Here is a 26791-nt window from a genome sequence, read left to right on the forward strand (position 1 = left end):
TCAGACGGCCTCCGTTTTCAGACGGCCTCCGTTTTCAGACGGCCTCCGTTTTCAGACGGCCTCCGTTTTCAGACGGCCTCCGTTTTCAGACGGCCTCCGTTTTCAGACGGCCTCCGTTTTGGCTGCGCTGAAGCTGCGCTTTCAGACGGCTTTATCGTTGAGGTAGTCAACAGGTCGGGCAACAGAGTTCCCTCCTCCGCGCGGGCGCAGGAGAGGGAGCAAGGTGCGCGGCGGGATTTTCGGTTTCAGAAACGTCATTCCCGCGCAGGCGGGAACGGCCTTTCTGCCTTGCCGTTTATGCGGCGGGGAAGCGTTCGAGCAGGCGCAGGGCGGTGCGGGTGAGTAACAGATGCAGCCAAGCGGCCAGCATCAGGGCGGGGTAAAAGAGCAGCAGGCCGTGCGGGTGGAGGCTTTCGGGCAGGGGAACCATCAATACGGCGGCGATGACGGCGGTTTCGAGTATCAGGCCGTATTGCCTGTTCATGGCGGTACGCAGGGTGTAGGCGGGTATCATCAGCAGCCACGACACACCCGCTGCTATGGCGGCAAAGGGGCGCAGCGGCAGGGAGGCCGTCTGAAAACGGGCGGCGCGGTTGATAAAGGCGGCGATGTGGTCGAAACGCGCCCGACGGTCGAAAAACAGAAACAGGTTGGCGTTGAGCCACAGCAAAACGACGGCCAAAGCGTCAAGCCGCATATTTTCGGGCAGAGCCTGCGCTATCCATTCGACGGTGGGGGCGAGGCTGAGCAGGGCGGCCGTCCAGTTCCAGTTCCATGTGCTGTCGTCGGTTTGTCTGTCGCCGAAGCAGTGGGGAAAGTAGTAGAAGGCACTCGCGGCGAAGCAGCAGAAGGTAATCAGGCCGTTGTATTCCCCGTCGGGCATGATGTGCGCCAGCACGGACGGCAGGGCGGGCAGGGTGATGAGGAACAGGGGCGCGGCTTTGGGGTGGTATTTGATGCGCGGCCATTTGGTCTGCATCCAACCGTCCAGCCATGGGACGGGCATACTGAGCAGGAGGCCGTAGCCGACAATGGAGAGTGCGATGACGACGGCGCCGGTGAGCAGCCCCACGAGCACGCCCCACGGCAGGGACTGGCCGCCCCCGCTCGGCGAAAACCAGATGCCCGCGGTGATGCAGGCGGAAAGGATGATGATGAGCCAGGCGCCGCGCCATTCGCCGCCCCATTCAAACAGCCGGTAGAGGGAGGGATGGAAGGCGGCGGTTTCGTCGCGTTCGGCAGGATCGGTTTCGCGGCTGACTTCCGGCCAGACTGCCATCACGGCGCAGGCAGCGGCCAGGCTGCGCCAAAAACCGGGGCTGCGGCCGAGGAAGCGGGCGAAGGCGCGGGTGTAGGGCATGACGCGGGGCGGGTTGCCGAGGCCGTCTGAAAGGGTTTCTTGGGCAGACGGATCGTCCGCACCTGTTATGCCTATGCCTGCCAAAAGGGCGGCGGTGCGGCGGTAGGCGGCGAGCCGTTCGGATTCCGTGGGCGAGAGGATTTGGTTGCGGAAGTCTTCGTGCCAGCGGAAATAGTCCGCCCACTGCGCCCACAGCAGCGGATGGGTGATGCGCCTGCGGCGCAGGAAGTCGGCGAAATGCGGCGAAACTTCGTCGGCGCCGCCCAGCGGCAAATCGTCGAGCATGGCGCGGATGTGCGGCCACGCCTGCACCAGCGCGTTGCCGCCGCCCTTGTCGTTGCATTCTTGCAGGAAAGCGAAGATGTGATCGGTTTCGAGGCCGTCTGAAAAGCCGAGGCCGTCTGAAAAACCGTCTGCGCCGTATTCTGTGTCTGCGCCGTCTTCTTCCGTTTCGGCGAAGCGGCGCGGCACGTCGGCATCGGGTATGGGCGTGCCGTAGTGTTCCTGCCAAAGCAGCAGCAGGCGGCGCGACAGGCGCTGCGGGTGTGGCCAGCAGGAGAGGAAGGCGGTGACGGTGTCGTAGTCTTCGTAATGGGTTTTTTCGAGTTCGCGGGCAAGCTGCGGCCACGCTACCAGCAGGCCGCCGCTGCCTTCCTGCCAATAGGTGCGGCAGATGCGGCGAATCAGGCCGGCGGCGTGCACGGACACGGCTTCCGGCCACGATGGGGAGAGGAGGGCGGCGGCGGGGAAGTCCTGCGCTTCGAGCCGCCGCCAGTGTTCGAGTTCCGCCGCTTCGCCTGCGTCCAAAAGATGGCGGTAGAACGGGGCGAACCAGTTGAAGCTGTCGGCGAAAAGCAGCCACAGCTGCGGGCTGTCGAGGCCGCGTTCGCGCAAAAAGGCGGCAAGGCCGTCTGAAACGGCGTCGATTGCCTCGGGTGGTATCTCGTGCAGCAGGGTTTCGATGCGCGTGCGCTGTTGTAGCAGGGCGGCGCTGCCGCCTTCTGCCGCGAGCTTGTCGAGCAGGGCGAAGAGGCTCGCGGACGGATCGGCGGGAACGGTTTCGGCATCGGCATTGGCGGCCAGCAGGCGCGTTTCTTCGGGGGAAAACAGGTCGGGGAAGCTGTCGGCCGTCCAGCCGAAATATTTCGCCCAGCGCTGCCACACCAGCGGCGCGCCGACGCGGTTGTGCAGGAAGGCGGCGCATTGGCGCGAGAGCCTGTCGGCCGAGCCGAGCGGGAAACGGTTGAACAGGTCGCGCGTTTGCGGCCAGCATTCCGTCAGTTTTTTATCGCCGCCTTCTGCAAACCAGTTTTCCAACTGCGCGGCCAGCTGCGCCGAAAGTTCCGCTTCGCTTTCGCGGCCGTGTGGCGGCGGCGCGGGGGTTTGTGGGGCGTCTTGGCGGTAGGCGGCGAGGTTTTCCAGCTCTTCTTCGCTGAGGCGGTTGCCCGCCAGGAAGGAGCGGTTGTAGTCGCCCCAGCCGAAATATTCCGCCCACGAGAGCCAAAGGTGCGGGTTGCGGATTTGCCGCCGCCGCAGCCATTGCAGGCAGTGGTAGGCAAGATAGCCCGTGTCTTCGAGGGAAAACTCCGCAAATGCCGCTTCGATTTGGTCGGCGTGATCGAGCACGGGGCGGATGCCGCCGTTGTCGTACCAGCGGTCTATCTGGCTGAACAGGGCGCGCACGCTTTCCTGTGCGTCCACGCCCGCTTCGGGCTCGGCTTCGACAATAAACAGTCCGGCAAAAAAGTCGTCTTCTTGGTTTTCAGACGGCCTCTCCTGATATTCCTGACCGGCGGGCAGGCCGTAGTCTTTCTGCCAGCGTTTTTGCAGTTTTTTCGGCAGGCCGCCGGGCTGTTGCAGCCATCCGGCCAAGTAGCCGAGCACTTCGCCGCGCTCGTATTCGTCAAGCGCGGCGATGCGGTGGGCAATCGGCGGCCACAGTTTGAGCAGGCCGCGTCCGCCCGCTTGGTGGTGAATGTTTTGGATGTGGCGGATGATGCGGTCGGCGTTTTCAGACGGCGTCGCCGTGTCGTCGGCTTCGCTAAGGCCGTCTGAAAACGGCTGCCCGTCTGCGCGGCCTGTTGCGTCGGTTTCGTTGTCAAACGACCAGTCGTCGTCTTCATCATCGGTTGCCAGATAGGGCGCGATGGCGAGTGCTTCGTCGAAGGCTTCGCGCAGTTTTTGATAGGCGGCCGCGTCGTCGTCGGGACGGGTGGTTTTTAAAAGTTTAGCGTAGGCGCGGCGGATGGCGCGCGTATCGTTGGTCGGCTCGATGTGGAGGATTTGCCAGCAGGACATAACAGGCTTTCGGTGGGAGGCCGTCTGAAAACAGCATTTTTGGTTTCAGACGGCCTTTTGGTGCAGACAGAGATTGCTTTCAGACGGCCTTACAGCAGCCAGCCGCCGTCGTAGTGGGCGAGGAAATCTCCGAACTCTTTTTGTGCGCGGCGGATGGCGGCGGGGTCTTGGCTCTCTAACACGCGCTCGAATTGGGCGAGGGCGTGGCCGATGGTTTGGCGCTGGTCGCCGAGATATTCTTCGTACAGACGTTTGGCTTTTTCCAAGAGATAAACGTTTTCCTGCTGCTCGCGCGGGTGCACTTTGAGCGCGGCGAGTTTGGCCAGCGAGGCTTGGATTTCGGCTTCGCTGAGGTTGGCGCTGTTGTGGCGGAAGGTTTGGTTGGCGCGGATGTCGAACTCGTCGTTGCTGATGTCCACATCGAGCAGGCCGTTGATGTCGTAGCTGAAACGCACGTCGGCATACACTTCGCCGGCGGGGCGCGGCGGGACTTTGATTTCCATCGTGCCCAGATGCAGGTTTTCGCGGGCAACGGCCGATTCGCCCTGGAATACTTCGAATGCCAGCGCGGTTTGTTGGTCAAAGGCGGTTACGTAGCGTTCGACGCGCGACACCGGCACCGGCATATTGCGCTCGATAATCGGCGAAAAGCGGCCTTCGATGCGGCCGCCGTTTTCCAGCGGGATGCCGGTTTCCACGCCCAGCGAGAAGGGCATCACGTCGGTAAGCACCACTTCTTCCACGCTCTCGTCGCGGGCGATTAAGGCTGCCTGCACCGCCGCGCCGCGGGCGATGGCTTCGTCGGGATTGACCGATACGTTGGCAATGCGGCGGAACAGTTGGGCGATGCTCTGGCGAATCAGCGGCATACGGGTGGCGCCGCCGACCAGGATAATGCTGTCGATTTGCTCGGGGCGCAGTTTGGCATCGCGCAGGGCGCGTTCGAGCGGGCGGCGCAGGCGCGCCATCAGCGGCTTGGCGGCTTCGTGGAACTCGTTACGCGTGATGGTTGCCGACACCATGCGGCCGTTGATATTTATGGCGATTTCGGCCTGCATCTCGTCGCCGAGTTTGCGCTTGGCGGTTTCCAATGCCTGCCACAGCTCGCTGCTGTCGGCGAGTTTGGCGCGTTCGCTGTCGCTTAATTCATTGCATTTATTGAGAAAACAGTGGCGCAGTACCTGCACGAAGTCTTCGCCGCCCAAATGGTTGTCGCCCGCGCTGGCCGATACCTGTACTACGCCGTCGAAATAATCGAGTACGGACACGTCAAACGTACCGCCGCCCAAGTCGTAAATCAGAAAACGGGTGTCGTCCGGCCGCTCCTGCAAACCATAGGCCAGTCCGGCAGCGGTGGGTTCGTTTAACAGACGCAGCGCGTTCAGCCCCGCCATTTGCGCCGCGTTGCGCGTGGCCTGGCGCTGGATGGCGTTGAAATAGGCGGGCACGGTAATCACAACGTCGGTTACGGTTTCGCCCAAAAAGGCTTCAGCATCTTCTTTAAGCTGCTTCAACACCAGCGCCGACAGCTCTTCGGCGCGGAAGTTTTTGCCGCCGACGCGGAAGGTTTTGTCCGTGCCCATAAAGCGCTTGAACGCCGCAGCGGTGGACTGCGGCGCGGTACGCAGCCGCTCGCGGGCGGCGAGGCCGACCAGAATATTGCCCGCGTCGTCGGCACTGACGACGGAAGGGGTGAGGAAATGGCCGAGGCGGTTGGGAATCAGGCGGGTTTCGCCGTCGAGAAATTGGGCGACAAGGCTGTTGGTCGTGCCCAGGTCGATGCCGATTTGCACTGTCATGGCGGTTTGGTTAAATGTTTGTGAAGAAAAGGCGCGTATTGTAAAGCAAGGCCGTCTGAAAACAGAATTTTTGTTTTCAGACGGCCTTTTTGTCACAAGCGGGAATGACGGCATCAGCCTGAAAGCCCGCCGGTGTTTTCAGACGGCCTCTGCCGCTTGGGCGATGTGGTAGAGAACGGCGGCGGTGAGTCCCCAGATGTCGTAGTGAAGATAGGGCAGTGCGGGGACGGAAACGGCGGGGTCTTGCGGCAGGGGGCGGAAGCGGTAGTTGGCGGGGTTGAGGGCGGTGGCGAGGGGGATGAGGAAGATTTCCGCCACTTCGCCGGGACTGGCGCGCCATGTGCCGCCGGTGTGCAGGGCGGGAACGGGGCGGACGGCGTAGCCTGCGGGGGTGTAGAAGGGGGCGAGCGGCGGGAAGGTCTGCCAGCTTTCGGGCGGGGTGTGGATTTCTTCGGCGGCTTCGCGCAGGGCGGTGGCGGTGTGGCTGCCGCCGTCGGTAGGGTCTTGGCGGCCGCCGGGAAAGGCAATCTGGCCGCCGTGGTGGCGCAGGCTGTCGGTGCGGCGGGTGAGCAAAAGCCGCGCGCCCGCCGCGTCGGGAACGATGCCGACGAGTACGGCGGCTTCTTTAAACGGGGCGCAGTGCCGCGCCATGCTGACATTGCGGGCGTTTAAGGCAGCGCAGGGGGCGTGGCGGTGGAGGGCGGCGAGAAAAGAGGGGAGGTCGGCAGGGGTCATGGCGGCGGGCGGGTAAAGGTACGGATGCTACGGTTTCGCGGACGCTTTTTCAACGGCAGGATCTGCGGCGGGGCGCTTTCAGACGGCCTTTGCGTTATAATCCGCACCGTTTTAGGCCGCTGTTGCGGCCTGTATTTTTGTTTTGAGGCCGTCTGAAAAGAAGCGTGTTGCGCTGTAAACGGGTTTTAATTTTGTTGAACTCCACTTTCAGAAACGTCATTCCCGCGTAGGCGGGAACGGCCTTTTGCGAGGTGTTTTGCATGGATGTCGGTAAAGGCGCGCTGCCGCAGAGGCTGGCGGCGTTTTCCCTTTTGGCGCTGATTGCGCTGTGTCTGGCCTGGGAGCTGTGGTTTGCGCCGCTGCGGCCGGGCGGTTCGTGGCTGGCTTTGAAGGCACTGCCGCTGTGCCTGCCGCTGGCGGGGGTGTTGAAGGGGCGGGTGTACACTTTTCAGTGGTCGTGCATGATGATTCTGCTGTATTTCGCCGAGGCGGTGATGCGGCTGTTTGACGTGTCGGCGGCCAGCCGCTGGTGTGCGGCGGCGGCGGTGTTGCTGAGCTCGTTGTATTTTGTGTCCTGTCTGTGGTTTGTGCGGCAGGTGCGGGGAGGCTGCGATGCGCGTTGAACGGCAAAACGATCCGTGGGGCTTCGCGCTGCTTTTGGCGGCATTTTCCCTGATTGCGGTTGTGCCTTTCCTGTCGATTTGGCGGGTGGGGCCGCTGCCGAGTTTTTATTTGGAGAGCGGTTCGCTGCTGTTTGCGCTGCTGTTGGTGCTGCTGACCTTTGCTTTTGGCCGTCTGAACGTGCTGCCGCCGCGCGGCACGGTGTTTTTTCTGACGCTGGCGCTGTTTTGGCATGTGCACGCGCGGGTGGTGGGCGCGGATTATTTCGGGCTGTCGGACTTGGCGGTATGGACGTTTGTCGTGCTGGCGGCGGCCTCGTGGGCGTGCCGCGGCTGGGTGCTGTCGCTGGGGCAGGAGAAGGCGGTGGCGGCGCTGGCTTGGGCGCTGGCCGTCGGCGGCTGTTTGCAGGCGGCGGTGGCGCTGATGCAGTATTTGGGCTGGACGGCGCATTTCACGGGTTATCTGGCGCGGGGTTCGGCGTCGAATATCACGGGGCAGCTCGGCCAGCGCAACCATTTGGGACATTATCTGATGTGGGGGCTGCTGTCGGTGTCGTACCTGTGGGCGCAGCGGCGTCTGGCGGCGGTTGTGGCGCTGCCGGCGGTGTTGTTTCTCACGGGGACGATGGGCTTGGTGAATTCGCGCACCATGCTGCTTTATGTGCTGGCGGCGGGGGCGCTGGCGGCGCTGTGGCGGCTGCGGCAGGGCAGGGCGGGCAACCGTCTGTTTCTGACGATGCTGTTTTCGCTGGCGATGCTGGTGGCCGTGCAGCTGTCGCTCAATACGGTGCTGGGTTGGCTGGGCGCGGGGCAGGTGGAAACGGCCTTGCAGCGCGTGGAAAGCAGCTCGTTTGCCATGTCGGCGCGCGATTTGGAATGGCGCGACGCCTGGCGCGTGTTCCTTTCCGCGCCCGTGTGGGGGCACGGTTGGGACAGCTTTTCCCTGCAAGGATTCCTGGCCGCCGAGTTTCCCCACGGCTACAGCCCCAACGGCATCAGCGTGCTGTTTACCCATTCGCACAATATCGTCTTGCAACTTCTGGCCGAGATGGGGCTGGCGGGCACGCTCCTGGTGTTTGGCGGCGCGCTGTGGACGGTGTGGCCGTATTTCAGACGGCCTGCCGCCGATGCCGCGCTGCTGCCTTTAGCGCTGATGGCGGTGAGCCTGTGCCACAGCATGCTGGAATATCCGCTGTGGTATGTCTATTTCCTGACGCCGTTTGCCCTGATGATGTCGCTCGCGCCGACCCGGCGGCCGCCTTTTCAGACGGCCTTCGGCTTGGTTGCCATGCTACCTGCCGCTGCTGCCGTCGTGATTGCCGCCGGTATCGTCAAACTCGGTTTCACCTATGCCGACCTTGTGTATTTCGACAAACGCGGCAAAGACGACAGCCCGATGGAAACCTACCGCAAAATCGACGGCCTGCGCGCCATCGCCGCGAAAGAGCCGCTCTTGGCCTATTACGCCGAACTCTCGCTCACCCGCCGCGCCTCGCCGTCGGACAACGTGGTCAAACCGTGGGCAGAAGCCGCCGCCAACCGCGCCCTGCGCCACCGCCCCTACGCTACCGCCGTCCAATACGGCCTCTACCAATACCGTGCGGGCAACCGCCACACCGCCGAACAGTGGCTAAACCGCCTCTACCGCTACTATCCAACTTCGATGAAACAGTATGCCGCGCAAATCCACCGCTCGCCCCACTTTGCCGCGCTCTATCCCGACCTTTACCGCGCGTGCAACGAATACCAAAAGCTCAAACCGCGCACCGAAAGCTGCCCGCAGCCGTGAGTGCAGGCCGTCTGAAAAGGCAAAAGGCCGTCTGAAAAGGCAAAAGGCCGTCTGAAAAGGCAAAAGGCCGTCTGAAAAACGGGCGGACGGGGTTCGGCTCCGCCGAAGCTGTGTTTTCAGACGGCCTTTTTATGCCGCATGGCTTATAATCGCCCCCTTTTTTATCCGCCGTTTCCCCACCATGCCCATCACCCAAACCGCCACCTGGCAGGCACTCGAACAACACCGCCGCGACACCGCGTCCCTCACCATCAGCCAACGCTTCGCCGCCGAGCCCGACCGCTTCGAACGCATGCACGGGCAGCTGCACGGTCTGCTGGTCGATTACAGCAAAAACCGCATCGGCGAAGACACCCTGCAATTATTGTGCGCCCTCGCCGAAACCGCCCGCCTGCCGGAAAAAATGCAGGCCATGCGCCGAGGCGACGCCGTCAACGCCAGCGAAAACCGCGCCGCCCTGCACACCGCCCTGCGCCTGCCCGCCGATGCCGCACCCGTGTATGTGCACGGCGAAAACGTCCTGCCCGCCATGCACGGCGAACTGGCGCGCGCCCTTGCCTTTGCCGACAGCCTGAACGACGGCGCCTACGCCAATTCAGACGGCCTCCCCTTCACCGACCTCGTCAACATCGGCATCGGCGGCTCCGACCTCGGTGCGCGCACCGCCGTCGAAGCCCTCGCCCCCTATCACGGCAGGCTGCGCGTGCACTTTGCCGCCAATATCGACGGCGCCGAACTCTCCGCCGTACTCGAGCGCTGCACGCCCGCGCAAACCCTGTTCGTCGTCGCCAGCAAAAGTTTCACCACCCCCGAAACCCTGCTCAACGCCCGCGCCGCCCGTGCCTGGCTGCTGGACAACGGCCTTGCCGAAAAGCAGATTCCCCGCCACTTTGCCGCCGTGTCCGCCAATGCCGAAGCCGTGCGCGCTTTCGGCATCGCCGAAGAAAACCGCTTCGCCATGTCCGACTGGGTGGGCGGCCGCTACTCCGTCTGGTCGCCCGTCGGCCTGCCGCTGATGGCCGCCGTCGGTTCGCAGCACTTCCGCGACTTCCTCGCCGGCGCGCACGCCGTGGACGAACACTTCTTCAACACCCCGCTGCGCCGCAACATCCCTGTCCTCCTCGGCCTGATTTCCCTGTGGTACAACAACTTCCACGGCGCGCAAACCCACGCCGTCATCCCCTACACCCACCTCTTGCGCAGCCTGCCCGCCCATTTGCAGCAGCTTGATATGGAAAGCAACGGCAAACACACCCTTTCAGACGGCCGCCCCGCCCGTTGCGACACCGGCAGCATCATCTGGGGCAGCGAAGGCGTCAACTGCCAGCACGCCTATTTCCAACTGCTGCACCAGGGCACGCGCCTGATTCCCGTCGACTTCATCGTCCCCGCCAACACCCCCTACCCGCAGGAAAACCGCGCCTTCGCCGCCGCCAACGCCTTCGCCCAAGCTGAAGCCCTGATGACGGGCAAAAGCAGCAGTGAGCCGCACCGCAGCTTTGAGGGCAACCGCCCCAGCAACACCCTGCTGGCCGAACGCCTCGACCCCTTCACCCTCGGCATGCTCATCGCCCTCTACGAACATCGCGTCTTCGTCCAAGCCGCCGTGTGGGACACCAACCCCTTCGACCAATGGGGCGTGGAATACGGCAAAGTGCTGGCCAAAACCATACTCGCCGAACTGGAAAACGGCGTCCCGGCCGCACACGATGCCTCCACCGCCGCCCTGATCGCCCGTTTCAAACAACAGGCCGTCTGAAAAACGGCGTGGCGTCGGCAAAAAGGCCGTCTGAAACCCTGTCGGACAAGGTTTCAGACGGCCTTTTGCCGCAGCCTGCGGAAAAACGGTTGCTACCCGATTTGCGGGCTTGCAAAAAGGCCGTCTGAAAGCACTCTTTCAGACGGCCTAAGCGTTTTCAGACGGCCTTCTTATTAGCCCAACGCTTTACGCGCGGCGGCGAACATCCGATACCAGCCACTCATCTCGCCCCAGCCTTCAGGCTGCCAGCTCATTTGCGCGGTTTGGTACACGCGCTCGGGGTGCGGCATCATGATGGTGATGCGGCCGTCGGCGTTGGTGATGCCGGCGATGCCCTGCGGCGAGCCGTTGGGGTTGAGCGGGTAGGTTTGGGTTACTGAGCCGGTGCCGTCAATGTATTGCAGGGCGATGTTAAGGCCGTCTGACACTGCATTGCCGTCGCGTCCCAAGTGGGCGAAATCGGCGCGGCCTTCGCCGTGGCTGACGACCACGGGCAGGCGGCTGCCCTGCATTTCGGCCAGAACCAGCGAGGGCGATTTGGCCACTTCAACCATGCTCAAACGGGCTTCAAACTGCTCGCTGCGGTTGCGTTTGAACTTCGGCCAGCCTGTGCTGCCGGGGATAATTTCGGCGAGGTTGCTCATCATTTGGCAGCCGTTGCACACGCCCAGCGCGAGGGTGTCTTGGTGCGCAAAGAAGGCGGCAAACTGCTCGCGCAGCGCGGGGTTGAACAGAATCGATTTCGCCCAGCCTTCGCCTGCGCCGAGTACGTCGCCGTAGCTGAATCCGCCGCAGGCCGCCAGCATTTTGAAGTCGGCAAGGTGGACGCGGCCTGCCATCAGGTCGGACATATGCACGTCGTAGGCATCGAAGCCCGCGCGGGTAAAGGCGGCGGCCATTTCGACTTGGCCGTTGACGCCCTGTTCACGCAACACGGCGATTTTCGGTTTTGCGCCGCTGTTGACGAACGGCGCGGCGATGTCTTCGTTCACGTCAAATTTCACGTCGGCAAACAATGCGCTGCGGTCGTTGTCGCCAATCAGGGCGAACTCACTGTCGGCGCAGGCGGGGTTGTCGCGCAGGCGTTGGATGGCGTGGCTGGTTTCCTGCCAGGTTTGTTGCAGTTTGATTAGGTTGTCAGAAATAAGGTGCGTTTGCCCGTCGCGGATGATTAACGTGTTCTCATCAGTTAACGTACCGATTTCAAAGACATTGTGATGCAGCTGTTGTTGATAGAATAAATTGATAATATCGGCAACATCTTGTTTTCTAACTTGGATAACAGCACCCAACTCTTCATTAAATAATGTGCGGGCAATGGTTTCTTGCCATTCAGCCAACGCTTTTACCTCTTCAGTCCGCAATGATTGAGACAGAGCGGTATGGTTGGTAATAAATGTTTGTGCAAGCAATAAATTTAAATCTATATCCAAGCCGCAACGTGCCGCAAACGCCATTTCCGCCAGCGTGGCAAACAAACCACCGTCGCTGCGGTCGTGGTAGGCCAAGAGCTTGTTTTCGGCCACCAGCTTCTGCATCACATCGTAAAACGCTTTCAGGCTGCCTGCGTCGATGTCGGGCGCTTCGCCGCCGGTTTCGTTGTACACCTGCGCCAGCGCCGAGCCGCCCATGCGTGCTTTGCCAAAGCCCAAATCGACAAACAGCAATACGCTGTCGGCCACGTTTTTCAATTCGGGGGTAACGGTTTTGCGCACGTCGGCCACCGGCGCGAAGCCGGTAATCACCAGCGACAGCGGCGAGGTGACGGATTTTTGCGCGCCGTTTTCCTGCCACACGGTTTTCATCGACAGCGAGTCTTTGCCCACAGGAATGCTGATGCCCAAGTCTTGGCAGGTTTCGGACACGGCGGCGACGGTGCGGTAGAGTTTTTCGTCTTCACCCGCATTGCCGCAGGCGGCCATCCAGTTGGCGGAGAGTTTGATGTTGCCGATGTCGCCGATGTTTACCGCCGCCAGGTTGGTGATGGCTTCGCCGATGCACATTCTGCCCGAGGCGGGTGCGTCAAACAGGGCGACGGCGGGTTTTTCGCCCATCGCCATCGCTTCGCCGCGACAGGTGTCAAAGCCCATCATGGTTACGGCGCAGTCGGCCACCGGCGTTTGATAGCGGCCGACCATCTGGTCGCGCGCGGTCAGGCCGCCGACGCTGCGGTCGCCGATGGTAATCAGGAAGTTTTTGGCGGCCACGGCAGGCAGGCGCAACACGCGGTAGGCAGCTTCTTTCAAATCGATTTGGCAGCCTGAAAAACCTGTTTTCGTGTTTTCAGACGGCCTTACGGTCTCGTCGCGGCGGGTGGTTTTGGGCGGTTTGCCGAGCAATACGTTCAGTGGCAGATCGACCGGATTGTCGCCGTACAAATCGTCGTGCACCTGCAAGTGGCCGTCGTCGGTGGCCGTGCCGACTACGGCAAACGGGCAGCGTTCGCGCTCGCACAGAGCAGAGAAGGTGTCGAGATTTTCCGGCAACACCGACAACACATAACGCTCCTGCGCTTCGTTGCACCAGATTTGCAGCGGGGTTAAGCCGTGTTCTTCCAGCGGCACGTCGCGCAGCTTGAACACCGCGCCGCGCCCTGCGTCGTTCACCAATTCGGGGAAGGCGTTGGACAAGCCGCCCGCGCCTACGTCGTGAATGGCGATAATCGGATTGGCGTCGCCCAGCTGCCAGCAGCGGTCGATCACTTCCTGCGCGCGGCGTTCGATTTCGGGGTTGCCGCGCTGTACCGAGTTGAAATCCAGGCTGGAATCGTTGCTGCCGGTGTCCATCGAAGAAGCCGCGCCGCCGCCCAAGCCAATCAGCATCCCCGGGCCGCCGAGTTGGATTAACAACGCGCCTTCGGGGATTTCGTTTTTATGCGTCTGCTGCGCTTGGATATTGCCCAAGCCGCCGGCAATCATAATCGGCTTGTGGTAGCCGCGTACTTGGCCGTCGAAACGCTCTTCAAAAGTGCGGAAATAGCCCAAAAGATTGGGGCGGCCGAACTCGTTGTTAAATGCCGCGCCGCCGATGGGGCCGTCGATCATAATATCGAGCGCAGAAGCCAGATGGCCGGGCTTGCCGTAGGGCTGCTCCCACGGCTGCGCAAAGCCCGGGATATTGAGGTTGGACACGGTAAAGCCGGTCAAACCCGCTTTCGGCCGCGCGCCGCGACCGGTTGCGCCCTCATCGCGGATTTCGCCGCCCGCGCCGGTGGCCGCGCCCGCAAAAGGCGCGATGGCGGTGGGATGGTTGTGGGTTTCCACTTTCATCAGAATGTGCGTGTCTTCTTCGGCGAAACGGTAGCCCTGATTTTCCGCCGCGTGCGGATAAAAACGCTTGATTTTCGCGCCCTCGATAATCGACGCATTGTCTTTATAGGCCACCACCGTGCCTTCGGGGTGCGCCTCGTGGGTGTCGCGGATCATGCGGAACAGGGATTTCTCCTGCGCCTGCCCGTTTAACACGAAATCGGCGTTGAAAATTTTGTGGCGGCAATGCTCCGAGTTGGCCTGCGCGAACATCATCAGTTCGACATCCGACGGATTGCGGTTTAACGCGCGATAGTTTTCCACCAGATAATCAATCTCGTCGGGTGAGAGCGCCAAGCCCAGCTCGGTATTGGCTTTGACCAGCGCATCGCGGCCGCCGCCCAATACGTTTACCGTAGAAAAAGTCTGCGCCTCGGGATGGGCAAACAGCTTTTCGGCAGCCTGAAAATCGGGCAATACCGACTCGGTCATGCGGTCGTGCAGCAGCGACGCCCACGCGCGTTTTTCGTCTTCGTTCAGACGGCCCGACACCCACACCGCCATGCCGCGCTCGATGCGGGTAATCTGCGACAGGCCGCAGTTGTGCGCGATGTCCGTCGCCTTCGATGCCCACGGCGACACCGTGCCCAAACGCGGCGTAACCAAAAACAGATTCAGGCCGTCTGAAAGCTGCGGCGCGGCCACGCTCTGCGCGTCGATCAAGGCTTCGAGTTTCGCCGCATCATCCGCCGCCAAAGGCGCGTCGGACGCGGCAAAATACCAAAATTCGCTGGACAACTGAGCCGCCGGCAAACCCAGCGCAGCGGCCTTTTGCAGCAGTTTTTCAACACGGAAATCGGAAAGGGCGCGGGAGCCGCGCAGAGGGAGAACGACGGACATGGGTGGGCTCTTCAAAACGGAGTTGGAAAAGGCGCGCATTATACGACGGGCGCGGCGCTGCGTGGGCGGTGCGGACGGTAAAAGTGCAGACAATCGGCCGGATGCCGCCGCACGGTTTTGTCGGCAGCTTTTCCGATCGCGCCGCCGATTGAAGCGCATGTGGCTTTGTGTTACTTTCGCCGCCTTTCAAACCCCGCTTTCAGACGGCCTTTGCAGGAGATAAGGCCGTCTGAAAGTCCGACCCGACAGGTGTTCCCATGAAAAAAATCGAAGCCATCATCAAACCCTTCAAACTCGACGACGTGCGCGAGGCGCTCACCGACATCGGCATCACCGGCATGACCGTTACCGAGGTCAAAGGTTTCGGCCGCCAGAAAGGCCACACCGAGGTTTACCGCGGCGCGGAATACGCCGTCGATTTCCTGCCCAAGGTGAAAATCGAGCTGGTGTTGCGCGATGAGCAGGTCGACCAGGCGGTGGACGTGATTATCGAAACCGCCCGCTCCGGCAAAATCGGCGACGGCAAAATCTTCATCATCCCCGTCGAAGAAGCCGTGCGCATCCGCACCGGCGAGCGGGCGGATTCGGCGGTGTAAACGTGTCTGCGCGGCAGGAGGCCGTCTGAAAAAGGCCGTCTGAAACCTCGGATTGGAGTTTTAGACGGCCTCTGTATGCCTGCGTGCTTCCCCTCAAAGCCGCAAACCGCGTGCGTTGCTGCGCAACACACTCTACCGGGACCGTAAAGGCCGTCTGAAAGCCTCAAACTGCTTTTCAGACGGCCTTTGCGGCGGGCGGGTGCCGAATCAGAATTCTTTTTCCAGAGTCAGCAATACCTGTTTTTTGTTGCGGGGGAAGGCGTAGATATTGCTTTTGACTTTGAGATAGGAAAATTCCAGCTTGGGTGTGATGCCGCCGGGCAGCCATTTTTCTTTCCAAACCGAGGCATCGGCATAAATTTCTTTGTCGCGGCGGATGTCGCCGCCGTAGAGGGTGGCGGGGTTGGCGAAGCGTCGGGAGACGTGGCGGCCGCCGATGCGGAAGTTGATACCGTTGTCGAAGCGGTAGAGTGTGCCGAGGCTGAGCGAACGGCGGGTGGAGGTTTCTTCTTTGTCGCGGGTGTTTTCGCGCTGTACGGCTGCGCCGCCGAAAACAAACCAGTTGCCCGTCAGGGCGTAGACGGAAGATAGGGAGAGGCTGTTGGCGGTGCTGTCGTAGCCTTCGTAACGCTCGTCGCGGTATTTTCTGCGCAGCGCGGAATACGAGCCCGAGAGTTGCAGGCGGGGCGTGACCCAGCGGCTGACGGATGCTGCCGCGCCGATGCTGCGGCTGTACGGTCTGCCGCCGAGCCATGAGGCGGAGACAAGCGGGGTGAGGGTGAAGGTGTTGTTCAGGTTTTGGTATTTGTAGCCCGCGTCTGCCGAGAGGGAAAACTCGTTATCTTCGTGCCGGCCCGGATAATGCACGCCGTCGGCTTCGATGTTGAAGCCGATGTTGTGGTTGCCCGAGAGGTTAAAGTCTTTTTGCAGTTGCGCACCGTAGCTGTAGCCATGGCCGGAACGGGGCAGGCTTTCGGGATCGCGCGGCAGTTTGTAGTAATAGGTTACGCCGTCGATAACGGCAAACGGCCACAGGAAGTAGTCGTTGGAGGTGGCGTTGTTGGTGTTGCTGCTGTATTGCAGGCCGCCGCGCAGTTTGAACTGCCACGGATTGGCCTGTTTCACGGCCTGCAAATAGGCGTCGGCTTGTGCGGCGGCTTCCGGTTCGATGTCTTCCTTTTTTACCTGCCCGAACTCTTTTGCCGCATCCCGATAGGCACGGTTTTCAAACAGCATGCCTGCCAAATCGAGGCGGACATAGCTCAAATCGGGCTGTTTGTCCAAGATTTTGCGATAGGTTTTGATGGCTTTGCCGTGCTTGCCCTGAGCGCGCCAAAGCGCGCCTTGAACAAAATCGTACATAACGGGATCGTGGCCGGGAATGTCGCGGTAGAAACCCATGATGTGTTCCAGCGTGTCCCAGTCTTCGCGCAGCATGGCGGTGTTCAGGATGTGGTTGGCGATTTCGGGATTTTTTTTCAAATCTTCGTCGCTTAAATCAGGCGTGTCGTCTTCCTGTGCGCCGTCGGTATTTTTTCTGCGCAGGCTGTCGTTGCGCTCGATCTGCTGCTGCCGATCGCCGATATCGCCGCCCACGTCGCGGAAAATACCGAAATCGTCGCGGATGCTTGTTTTGGCTGACGGATCGTCGGCCAAGGCGGTTTGCTGTGTCAGCAGCAGGAGGAGGGAAAGGCTGAGCGGGCGGATGTGTGTCCGATACATGGGAATCCCCGGGAATGTTTGCAGAGGAATGGTTTGCACAGAGTGCCGGAATGTTTCAGACGGCCTGACGGAAAAGGCCGTCTGAAACAGAGGCCGTCTGAAATACGGGCGTGAAAAAAGCGGATTGCGCGCCGCAACCCGCCTTGGATGTGCAAAGTCAGCGTTTGCCGATAATGGCCACGCCGCCGATGCGGTCGGGTAGGCCGTTGACGAAGCCCGCCACTTCTTCGCCTCTGGGGCCGTAGACGTTGAGGGTGTAGCGCGGATTGAGGTTGCCGTATTCATTTGCTTTATGATTTTTGGCAACCAACTCATAAGCTGCTTGGGCGGAATCGGCCTTGTTAATTGACGCATTACCCTGTGTGGTGTTGGCTGTGCCGCGCACATCCACCTTGCCGTCGGTTACGCCCAGCGTACCGTTGCGGTTGGCGACAATCGGTGCTTCGCGCAATGTGCCTGCAATATTGATGAATTTGTTTTGACCGTCTTTTTTGTCGGCCAATTTGCCGCTGGTATCTTGGGCAATCCAGGCGGCGGGTACTAGGAGGTTGTTCAGGGTGAAGCTGCCTTTGCCGCGTTTGCTTGCCAAATCAATCTGATAGTTGAATTGGCCTTCGGGGAAGTTGGTAAAGGCTACGCCGCGATAATTGAAGCGTCCCGATCTGGGCAGGGCTGACAGTTTGGTGTTGTCGCCGACAATGTGTTTGACGAAATTGCGGTTTTTGTATTTGGTACCGTCGGTTTTCAGCTTGGTGACATTGGCGATAACACCCGAGTATCTTTGACGGTAGATGCGGTAGACCACATTGGAATAATTGCCTGCCGAACCGTTATTGCCGAGCTTGGTTTTGTCGTTGTCCTGCGCTTTGATAGGAGCAGCATTATGGATTTTGTAGGCAGCAAATTTGCCGAGATCAACGGTGTGTTGGGTGACTGCAGGGCCGTTAGGCGGTTGTACGGCTGTGGAAGGGCCGTAGGTTTGCCCGCCATAGGTAAACGAACCCGCATAAACGCCGTCGACGGATTTATCGTAGGGCGAATGGCTGTTGAGGTTGACCTTCCAGTCCACGGCAAAAGCGGATTGGGCGGCAGCCAAACCGGCCAGCAGCAGGGCTGCTTTTATGGATGAAACTCGCATCATGATATACTTCCTTTCATATAGATCGAAGGTTAAAAAGATACGCGGATGCGTATCCGGGTTTGCCGATCCGCCGCTTTCGCAATGGTCAAATCAGTCAGCGGCGGGTCGGTTTTTTTCCTGCATCACTGCGGAAAAATCCATGATGGCGGTTTGTGTCTGAAATATGCGGCAAGGCCGCTTTTTTGTTGTCTGCCGCAAAGTTACGGCGGCTTTGGGAAAATGATTGTCAGGCGGATATTAAGCGTTTTGGTAATTAAATACAAGTGCAAATAATGTAAATTATCAAAATTTTTGAATTTGCGGCATTTGCAAAAAAAGTTTCAGGCGGCCTACCATTTCATTTTCAGCGCCACGGCGATATTGCGCGGTTTGCCGTAGAAGTTGCTGCGGGCATTGGTGTAGTAGCGTTTGTTGAACAGGTTACCGATATTGACGGCTACTGCTGCATTCTTGTTGATTTTGTAAGAGGCCATGGCATTCCACACGGAGTAAGACGGCTGCCACATCTCACGTGGTTTGTCCGCTACACCGATCTTCCATGCCGTATGCGCCCAAGGTCTGGGTTTGACGCCGCTGTTCCATCTCATGCCGATGCCCGCGCTGAATTTGGGAGTGAAATCGTAACGGGTAAAAAATTTAAAGGTTTTGTCGGGGGCAGAATAGCTTTCCCCGTAATCAAGGTTAAGGTCGTCTCCCGTATCGTTGAAGGAAGGTTGGTCGTCAAAGGGATTTCTCATTTTTAATTTGACAAAACCCGCCTGCATCAGCCATTTCGGGGTGATTTTCCCGGCGATATTGATGTCGAAGCCGCTGCTTTTGTAGCCTTTGGTGATGCCGTATTCCAGCGGACGGTTGATGCATTCGCCGGTGGCGGGGTCGCGTTCGCAAGGCCCCCAGCCGATCGGCTCGAAAGTAGGGTAGCCGTTTTGCGTCATGGTGAAATAGGCGAGGGAGAAATTCAGCCTGTCGTCAAACAGGCCGCCTTTGATGCCGAATTCTTTCGAGTTGCCGGTAATCGGCGGGAAGTCGCCGCCGCCTTTAGGCTGGCGTTTGAAATAGGATACGCCAAACACATCGTTGCGTTTGGCGATGCCTGTATAGCTGGCATAGGCGGTGAATGAAGGAGTAATGTCGACGATCAGGCCTCCGTAGGGAACGAATTTGCGGAAAGATGCGCTGCTGATGGGGTATTCATATATTTCGTCCGCCGGTTTTGTATTTAGATCCTTCATTTTGTGTGTAATCAGTTTGTTAAGGTCAGTCCATTCCGAACCGCCCTGCCTTTTCCAATTCAGCCAGCGGCCGCCCAAAACGGCAGTAATTTTTTTATGCGGTTTTAATTTGAGGGAGAAATAAGGGCCGAACTGTCGGACTTTGCTTTTCAAGCCGCCGCTTTGGGTTTCTTCGGGGCCGACGGGGGCAAAATAAGAAAGCGGGCTCCACGCCATCATGGGGAAATCGCCGTTATTCCAGTAGTCGAGGGGCATGGCTCTAACAAGGTATCTGTTATTGGTGTAATAGTTACCCCTCAGACTAATGCCGTCGGGTTTGATGTTTCTGATATCCAAATCTTCGGTCGCTTCGCTTGGATAGTATCCTCCGCGGGCGGTGACACGTTCGCCGCTGATGCCGACGATAACCTGCTGCTCCTGATCGAACAGTTTGAATTTGCCGTCGGCAAATATATCCAAGGCTTCGCCGTCAAACCTGTGGTTGCCTCTGCCCCATTCGTAGGTGGCGGCATTGTATGCGGGCGCATAGCCCAGCGTGCCGATGTCGCCGTAGAGAAATTTGGTTTGGTAGCGGGTGCGGTTGTAGGCGGCTTGCAGGGAGAAATTCGGTGTGAAGAAGTGTTTGTATTCGATAAAGGAATTTTCGGTCTGCTGTTTGTCAAACGCCCAATTCGCACCGTTGTTGAAGCTCGGCGGGGTATCGCGCTCATCAATCCATTTTTGAATTTCTTCAAGAGTATTCGGATCGCGTCCGAGCATAACGCGCGAATAGCGGGAAACGCCTTTGCGCGGCGCCCCGCGTACGATTTGGTATTGGTGGCGGTGGCCGAAGGTGAGGAAATTTTTGTCGTCGGGCGACCATTCGAGCACGCCGTATACGGCGTGCGAGCGTTGTTTCACGCGGTCGAGAAAGCTGCCGCCGTGCCCCATGGTGGCAACGAAGCGGCCTTTGAGGGTTTTCGATTGGTTGAGTGCGCCGCCGTAATCAAATTCGATGCGCTTGTCGCCCCATGAGCCGTATTTGAGGTTGAGCGCGCCCGCTTTTTCGGCCGACGGGCGTTTGCGCACGAAATTAATGCTGGCGGCAGGATCACCTGCGCCTGTTGTCAGCCCGGTCGAGCCGCGCACGACTTCGATACGGTCGTAGAGAAAGCTGTCCTGCATGGTGCGGTTGCCGAGCATGTCGCGGTTAACTATTACGCCGTCGAGCTGGTAGTTGTTGACGGGGAAGCCGCGCGAATAGTATTCGGAGTCGCTGACGCCCGGAACGGAATCGTGAAGCACGGTGATGCCGGGGGTTTCTTCCAGGATGTCGTTGAGGTTACGCAGGTTCTGATCCTGCATCTGCTGCTGGGTGAGGACAGTGATGCTCTGCGGGGTTTCTTTGAGTTTCAAATCGAGTTTGGTAGCGGAGGTGCTGCCTTTGACTGTGTAGTTGTCGCTGCTTTGGCGCGGGGTGTTGCGGTTGGCGCGGACGACGACGGCGCTGACGCTGTCGCGCGCATCAACTGTTTCGGCGGAAGGTTGCGGATTGGCGGTCGGGGTTTCGTCTGCCGCACGGGCATAGGCGGACAAGAGTGCGGCGGCAACGAGCAGGGAAAGGGGTTTGATGCTCATCTGAATCTCCTTACAATTTGACGAAAAAAGAAATTTATAGGAGTTTACATCCAAGCAACCGTGATTTCAATAATTAGAATCAATAAGTATATTAGCCTCGGGAATAAACGGTAGGCCGTCTGAAACAACGGGCAACCGGTTTTCACTTTGTTGCAACCCCGCTTTCAGACGGCCTTTTGCTTTGGATGTCCGCACGGTCTGCCTGCGGTTTGCAGCAAAACGAAACCGCGTGCATTGCGGGGCGGTACATCCTGCCTCAGCGGCACAAAGGCCGTCTGAAAGCTTTTTCAGACGGCCTTTCTGTTAAAATGCGCGCCGTTTTTGCCACACGCACGCCGCCATGAACCAACGCAGCCAATACAGCGAATCCAGCATCACCGTACTCAAAGGCTTGGAGCCGGTTAAAGAACGCCCGGGTATGTACACCCGCACCGACAGCCCCACGCATATCTGCCAAGAAGTCATCGACAACGCCGCCGACGAAGCCCTCGGCGGCTTTGCCGACCGCATCGACGTACAAATCCACGCCGACGGCTCGCTGTCGGTGCGCGACAACGGGCGCGGCATTCCCACCGGCATCCACCCCACCGAAGGCCTGCCCGTGGTCGAACTCGTGTTCACGCAGCTGCACGCAGGCGGCAAGTTCAACAAGAAAAGCGGCGAGGGCGCCTATGCCTTTTCCGGCGGCCTGCATGGCGTGGGCGTATCCGTAACCAACGCGCTGTCCACCCGCTTGGAAGTAACGGTCAAACGCGAGGGCAGAATCCACCGCATCGTGTTCTCCGGCGGCGATGTGATTGAGCCGCTGCACGAAACGGGCAAATGCGCCGTGAAAGACAGCGGTACGGAAGTGCGCGTGTGGCCGGACGGTAAATACTTTGAAAGCCCGAATTACAGCATCGCCGAACTCGAACGCCTGTTGCGCGCCAAAGCCGTATTGCTGCCGGGCGTAACCGTATCGCTCACACGCCCCGTAAAAGGCGAAGACGCGCCGCACACGCAGACCTGGCACTACCCCGACGGCCTCAAAAGCTACCTCACCGACCTCATCAGCGACGCGCAGGAAGCCGTGCCGCTGTTTGCCTGCGCCAACTATCTTTCAGACGGCCAAAGCGGCGATTTCAGCGCAGGCGAGGGCGCGGCCTTCGCGCTCACATGGCTGGAAGAAGGCTCGTGCGCCAATGAAAGCTATGTCAACCTGATTCCCACCCCGCTGGGCGGCACGCACGAAGCAGGGCTGAAACAGGCCGTGTTCCAAGCCGTGAACAACTTCATCAACCTGCACAATTTGCTGCCGCGCGGCGTGAAAGTGCAGAGCGACGACGTGTTCGGCAAAGTGGCGTTTGTGCTTTCCGCCCGCGTGCTCGACCCGCAGTTCCAAGGCCAAACCAAAGACAAACTCACCAACCGCGACGCGCTCAAACTCGTCGCCGCCGTATCGGGCGACCCGCTCGAATTGTGGCTCAACCAAAACGTCGAATACGGCAAAAAAATCGCCGAACTGGCCATCCGCCAGGCGCAGGCGCGGATGCGCTCGGTAAAAAAAATCGAAAAGAAAAAAGGCAGCGGCGTGGCCGTGTTGCCCGGCAAACTCACCGACTGCGAAAGCGAAGACATCCGCGAAAACGAGCTGTTTTTGGTGGAGGGCGACTCCGCCGGCGGCTCAGCCAAACTTGCGCGCGACAAAGCCACCCAAGCCATCCTGCCGCTGCGCGGCAAAGTGCTCAACAGCTTTGAAATCCACCCCGACCAGCTGTTTGCCAACGCCGAAATCCACGACATCGCCGTCGCCATCGGTGTCGACCCCCACGGCAAAAACGACGCCCCCGACCTATCCGGCCTGCGCTACGGCAAAATCGCCATTTTGTCGGATGCCGATGTGGACGGCTCGCACATCCAAGTGCTGCTGCTCACCCTGTTTTACCGCCATTTCCCCGCCCTGATCCGCCACGGCCACATCTATGTTGCCCAGCCGCCGCTGTTCCGCGTGGATGTCAATGCTCAGGGCAAAAGCAAACCCGCGCGCAAATTCTACGCGCTCGACCAAGGCGAACTCGACGGCATCTTGGAACGCCTGCAAAAAGAAGGCGTACCCGAGTCCAAATACTCCATCAGCCGCTTCAAAGGCTTGGGCGAAATGAACCCCGACCAGCTCAAAGACACCACCATGCACCCCGACACCCGCCGCCTGCTGCGCGTCGAAATCCCCGAGGGCGCAGGCGAAGAAACCTACGACATCTTCGTTAAGCTCATGGGCAAAGGCGAAGCCGCCGCCCGCCGCGCCTGGATGGAGCGCGAGGGCGATACCGCCGAAGTGGATATTTAGGCCGTCTGAAAATCTGAAAAAGGCCGTCTGAAAAACCATATAGCGAGTCAAAATAAAAAAGATACAAGGCAGCAAGCCGCAGACAGTACAAGTAGTACGGCAAGGCGCAGCAACGCTGTAGATTTTTTATTTTGGCTCACTATAAAAGAGGTTTTCAGACGGCCTTTGCCTGTATTGGCAATCGGCAGCGGGCTTGGGGAAACCGGGTTGGCAGCCGCTTTTAAAAAGCTTTTTCCAAGCTGACAAACAGGCGGTTTTTGCGGTAGCCGTAGAGTGCACCGATATTGCTGTCGGTGCGGGTGTGGCGCCAGTTCAGCTTCGGGGTGATGCCGCGCCACTGCAGACGCTTGTGCCACAGGGTCAGATTCAGACCGGTAGTGTGGTCGGTGCGGCGGCGGTCGGTGTAGATATAGTGGCGGTCGTCGTAGCGTTCGCTATAGCGGCTGACGGAAATGCGGCTGCCCAAACCAAAATTCCATTGTTTGCCCCAGCCGGCATAGCCGCCGAAACGGCGGCTGCCGCTGCGGTAGCCATAGCCGTATTGTTCGCGCGAGGCGTACAGACCGCCGAAGAAATAGCCGCTGCTACCGGCCAGATAGCTGAAGCCGCCGCCGCCGCCGGTTTCCCGTCCCTTAAAGCCGGCATCGTAGTTTTTTCGGGCGCGGGAGAGATGGGCGGAAAGCTGCCAGCGGCGGCCGAACCAGCGCGAAGCGGCCAGTTCGGCGCCGTAGCGCTTGTAGTAGGCTTCGCCGCCGTAGCGGCGTTTTTCGGCAAAGGGAATCAGCGAGTATTCGCCACGCAGGCTGCGGTGGCGGTAGCCTGTGTTCAGCCGCAGCGCGGCATCGTCGAAGCGGTGGTTGTCCCAGTAGCTGACGCCGCGCCAGTCGGCGCCCAAGTGCAGGTAATGGTGTCCGCCCAGATTGAGATCGCGTGCGGCGGCCAAACCGTATTCGAAACCGTGCGCCTGCTGCGGCAGGTATTCGGGGTTTTTGCGCAGCGGCAGGCCGGGCAGCTGCGGCACATAGATGATTTCTTCGGCCGAGACGTTGTTGACGTTTTTATCGGCGGTATAGGCGAGTGTGGCGGAAAACTGCCAGGCCTGCTGCTGCTTGTTTTCATGCAGATAGGCACGGATGCGCGGCATTACGTCGTCGGGCAGACCCTGTTCGACGGTGCGGGCAAATTCGGCGGCGGAGTCGCGCAGCTGTTTGTCTTCGTGCAGCATGGCGGCCAGATCCAGCCGCACGGTCTGCAGCTGCGGATGTTGTTTGAGGATGTCGCGGTAGAGTGCGGCCGCTTTGCCGTGCCGCCCCTGATGGCGGTAAAGCGCACCTTGGGCGAAAGCGGTTAAAACGGGATCGGCCTGCGGCCAGTTGCGGTAGGCGGCCAGCAGGGGCGGGATATCGTCATAGCGGCGCAGCAGCAGTGCCCGATTGAGCAGCTGCTCGGTCATCTGCGGGCTGGGATACGGTGCGGCGGCGTCTGTTGCCGGTGCGGCGTTTGTTTCTGCATTGCCGGGGCGGGCAAACGTCTCGCCGCCGAGCCGGTATTGCGGCTCCTGCTGCGGGATGTGGCGTTCGGCTTCGTAATCGGCGGCATCGGCCGGCAGTGTGACGGTTTCGCCTGCTGCGGCAGCAGCCAGCGCCAGCAGCATCAGCGGCAGTTTGCGGGAAAACGGCATCGGGTGTCCGATCGGGTGTTTGAAATGGGAAAAGCCTTTCAGACGGCCTGTTGCAGGCAGCCTGAAAGGCCGAGGCGGGCTACCGGCGTTTGCCGATAAAGCCGATATTGTTCGGCCCTTCGTGGGTGGTGATATTGATCATGCCGCCGACTTCTTCCGCATGCGGGCCGGCAAAGGTGAGTCTGCCACTGCCGTAAACCACTTTGTCTTCGCCTTTGGCGGTATCGCCCTGCATCCAGACGGTGGTTTTGTCGTTGCCGGTAATTTTGCCCATTTCTGTAGCCGACAGCAAACCTATGCTTTGTCCGCGGTGCTCGGGCATACTGCCGTCGCTAGTGCGCACATTACCGCTGGCAAAATAAATGTCGCGCCCGCCGTCGTGGCGGCGGCCTGTAATCTTGCCTTCATAGCTGAAGTCGGTGTAATCGATGGCGCCGTAGGTTCTACCGGCGTCACGGCGCAGGCTTTCCCGTTCGCCCGGGGCAACCTGGTTTTTAAAGTGGGCACTCATATCCAGTACGCCGTCCTGTTTGCCGTCGCGGCTGGAATAAGCCACGCCGTGGTAGGAAACGTCCAGTTTTTCGCCTTCGACACCATAGCGCTGTTGATAAGTAAATTCATTGTTGGGCACGCGGTTAAATACACCGATGTTGTAGGGCGCACCGGCGGCGGGATAATTGCCCTCGGTGTCTTTAAGCTGCCAGGTATAGAGCGAGAGATAGGCCTGGTTGTAGCCGCCGGCGCGGCCAATATCGTAGCTGTGCAGGGCGCGATGTTCGAGATCGGTTTCGTGTTGGGTGGCGGAAAACAAATTGGCAATCACGCGCTTGTCGGCAAAGGCGCCCTCGCCGGCCGCATTCTCAATACCGGCAAAGACCGAATAGCCGGCATGGTCACCGTTTTTGCCGCTGAAATAGGTGAAATTGGCTTCGTTCCACGGCTCAATACGCAGGCGGCCGTTAGTTTGTTGGATCAGGGCATATTCGCCTTTGGCCAGCAGATAGCGGCCTTGCGCGTCTTTGGCAACCGGTTTTCCGGCAGCATCGACCACATCGGTGCGGCTGCCGGCATCGGCAGCCGATACCGGCGTATCTTGGCTGACACTGATTTGCCGCGCCCATTCGCCGGCACGGTTGAGATAGATATTGTTATGTGTTTTGTCGTACTCGGTCAGCGTGCGGCTTACATCGTCATAACCTTTGCCACGGATATCAACCTGCCATCTCACCTTGCCGTCAACATTGTCGTGGACACCCGATTCGTTCTGCATTAATAAATAGATATTATTGTGGTCAATACGATAGTAGTCGTAGGCTGATTTATCGAAGACACCAGCCCAAATATCGTACACATTGCGATAGCTGGGATGCCTCTCCGCTTGATTGCCCATATGGTTGATGATTTTGACCGTTTCACCTTGGGATGCCACAAGGCCGTTTTTATTCCATACCTGCGAGCCAGTCAGATTATGCGGCGAAATCGGCGAAGTGGTGGTAACACTGTCGATATCTTCCAAGGGGCTCAGATGGTGGCCGATATGCAATTCGCCGTTTTGCAGGACAGCATTGTAGGCCTGACCGGTATTGCGCGGTGTCAGCCGGCCGACCGGATTTTGCCAGGCTTCCTGATAACCAGTATTTAATTCATTATAAGCATTATGCTTTCCATAAGAATCCAGCTCGGGCGTTTCGATAGGAATGCCGGGCTGGCGGCCGAAATAGCGTGGCAGCAGGCCGTCTTTTAATTCCTGGTCGGAAAAGCCCTCTACCATGGTGCCGGCATGCAGCGCATCCAGCCGCTGCTGCAGCGGGGCGGTTTGCGGCACAAGGGTATTGCCGAAGCGGCGGTGCCATTCGTCATCACCGCCGCCGCTGCTGCTGCAGGCGGCCAACAGACCGAGGGCAAGCAGCACCGGCAGCAGGCGCGGGGCGAAGCGGGGGAACAAATCGTGGTTCATCGTCAAACTCC

Annotated in this window: 15 protein-coding genes; 5 read left to right on the forward strand and 10 right to left on the reverse strand. The window is 59.7% G+C overall.

The features are described 5' to 3' along the window. Window positions 1-295 precede the first annotated feature (295 nt). The 3 genes from ACLD9W_RS07220 to ACLD9W_RS07230 form a co-directional block, all read right to left on the reverse strand. Window positions 296-3658 carry a hypothetical protein gene (locus ACLD9W_RS07220; RefSeq protein ID WP_410841386.1) on the reverse strand — a complete coding sequence of 1121 codons (3363 nt, stop codon included), beginning with the start codon at window positions 3656-3658 and terminating at the stop codon, window positions 296-298. Window positions 3659-3747: 89 nt separating this feature from the next. Continuing rightward, complete coding sequence (locus ACLD9W_RS07225) at window positions 3748-5457, reverse strand: molecular chaperone HscC (RefSeq protein ID WP_410841387.1); 1710 nt, start codon at window positions 5455-5457, stop codon at window positions 3748-3750. 138 nt (window positions 5458-5595) lie between these two features. Beyond that, window positions 5596-6192 (reverse strand): NUDIX hydrolase, encoded by a 597-nt coding sequence (locus ACLD9W_RS07230; RefSeq protein ID WP_410841388.1) that lies wholly within the window; start codon window positions 6190-6192, stop codon window positions 5596-5598. A gap of 260 nt (window positions 6193-6452) precedes the next feature. Here ACLD9W_RS07230 and ACLD9W_RS07235 point away from each other — a divergent pair, with 260 nt between their 5' ends. The 3 genes from ACLD9W_RS07235 (at window position 6453) to pgi (ending at window position 10360) form a co-directional block, all read left to right on the forward strand. Continuing rightward, entirely contained in the window at window positions 6453-6815 is a 363-nt protein-coding gene (locus ACLD9W_RS07235; RefSeq protein ID WP_410841389.1) for a DUF2069 domain-containing protein, read from the forward strand. Further along, on the forward strand, window positions 6805-8601 hold the full coding sequence (locus ACLD9W_RS07240) for a Wzy polymerase domain-containing protein (protein WP_410841390.1): 1797 nt from the start codon (window positions 6805-6807) through the stop codon (window positions 8599-8601). The genes ACLD9W_RS07235 and ACLD9W_RS07240 overlap by 11 nt, the downstream gene beginning before the upstream one ends. A 181-nt stretch (window positions 8602-8782) precedes the next feature. Continuing rightward, window positions 8783-10360, forward strand: a complete 1578-nt coding sequence (pgi, locus tag ACLD9W_RS07245; RefSeq protein ID WP_410841391.1) for a glucose-6-phosphate isomerase — start codon at window positions 8783-8785, stop codon at window positions 10358-10360. On the opposite strand, the gene ACLD9W_RS07250 is transcribed toward pgi, so the two are convergent. Together ACLD9W_RS07250 and purL are read right to left on the reverse strand one after the other, a co-directional pair. Then, window positions 10341-10475 carry a hypothetical protein gene (locus tag ACLD9W_RS07250; protein ID WP_410841392.1) on the reverse strand — a complete coding sequence of 45 codons (135 nt, stop codon included), beginning with the start codon at window positions 10473-10475 and terminating at the stop codon, window positions 10341-10343. The two genes, pgi and ACLD9W_RS07250, sit on opposite strands and share 20 nt — an antisense overlap. Before the next feature lie 58 nt (window positions 10476-10533). Then, window positions 10534-14508 (reverse strand): phosphoribosylformylglycinamidine synthase, encoded by a 3975-nt coding sequence (purL, locus tag ACLD9W_RS07255; RefSeq protein ID WP_410841393.1) that lies wholly within the window; start codon window positions 14506-14508, stop codon window positions 10534-10536. A 257-nt stretch (window positions 14509-14765) separates the two neighbouring features. On the opposite strand from purL, the gene ACLD9W_RS07260 reads away from it, so the two are divergent. Further along, window positions 14766-15104, forward strand: a complete 339-nt coding sequence (locus ACLD9W_RS07260; protein ID WP_410841394.1) for a P-II family nitrogen regulator — start codon at window positions 14766-14768, stop codon at window positions 15102-15104. A gap of 207 nt (window positions 15105-15311) precedes the next feature. Here ACLD9W_RS07260 and ACLD9W_RS07265 read toward each other — a convergent pair whose 3' ends face one another. From ACLD9W_RS07265 to ACLD9W_RS07275, 3 genes are all read right to left on the reverse strand, one after another. Beyond that, entirely contained in the window at window positions 15312-16826 is a 1515-nt protein-coding gene (locus ACLD9W_RS07265; RefSeq protein ID WP_395428127.1) for a surface lipoprotein assembly modifier, read from the reverse strand. 157 nt (window positions 16827-16983) lie between these two features. Further along, window positions 16984-17967: a factor H binding protein domain-containing protein gene (locus ACLD9W_RS07270; RefSeq protein WP_410841395.1), complete on the reverse strand. Its 984-nt coding sequence runs from the start codon at window positions 17965-17967 to the stop codon at window positions 16984-16986. Window positions 17968-18296: 329 nt separating this feature from the next. Continuing rightward, the gene (locus ACLD9W_RS07275) at window positions 18297-20816 is read right to left on the reverse strand and encodes a TonB-dependent siderophore receptor (RefSeq protein ID WP_410841396.1); all 2520 of its coding nucleotides are present in this window, start codon (window positions 20814-20816) and stop codon (window positions 18297-18299) included. Between the two features lie 340 nt (window positions 20817-21156). Between ACLD9W_RS07275 and ACLD9W_RS07280 the strand changes: the two genes are divergently transcribed. Next, a complete protein-coding gene (locus ACLD9W_RS07280; RefSeq protein ID WP_410841397.1) occupies window positions 21157-23142 on the forward strand; it encodes a DNA topoisomerase IV subunit B in 1986 nt (661 codons plus the stop codon). A gap of 220 nt (window positions 23143-23362) precedes the next feature. On the opposite strand, the gene ACLD9W_RS07285 is transcribed toward ACLD9W_RS07280, so the two are convergent. Then, window positions 23363-24823, reverse strand: coding sequence for a surface lipoprotein assembly modifier (locus tag ACLD9W_RS07285; RefSeq protein WP_410841398.1), 1461 nt, complete (start codon window positions 24821-24823; stop codon window positions 23363-23365). A 79-nt stretch (window positions 24824-24902) separates the two neighbouring features. Continuing rightward, window positions 24903-26780 carry a hypothetical protein gene (locus tag ACLD9W_RS07290; RefSeq protein WP_410841399.1) on the reverse strand — a complete coding sequence of 626 codons (1878 nt, stop codon included), beginning with the start codon at window positions 26778-26780 and terminating at the stop codon, window positions 24903-24905. Window positions 26781-26791 lie beyond the last annotated feature (11 nt).

It is taken from the genome of Neisseria sp. WLZKY-1 (assembly GCF_046546535.1).
Classification (GTDB): domain Bacteria; phylum Pseudomonadota; class Gammaproteobacteria; order Burkholderiales; family Neisseriaceae; genus Neisseria.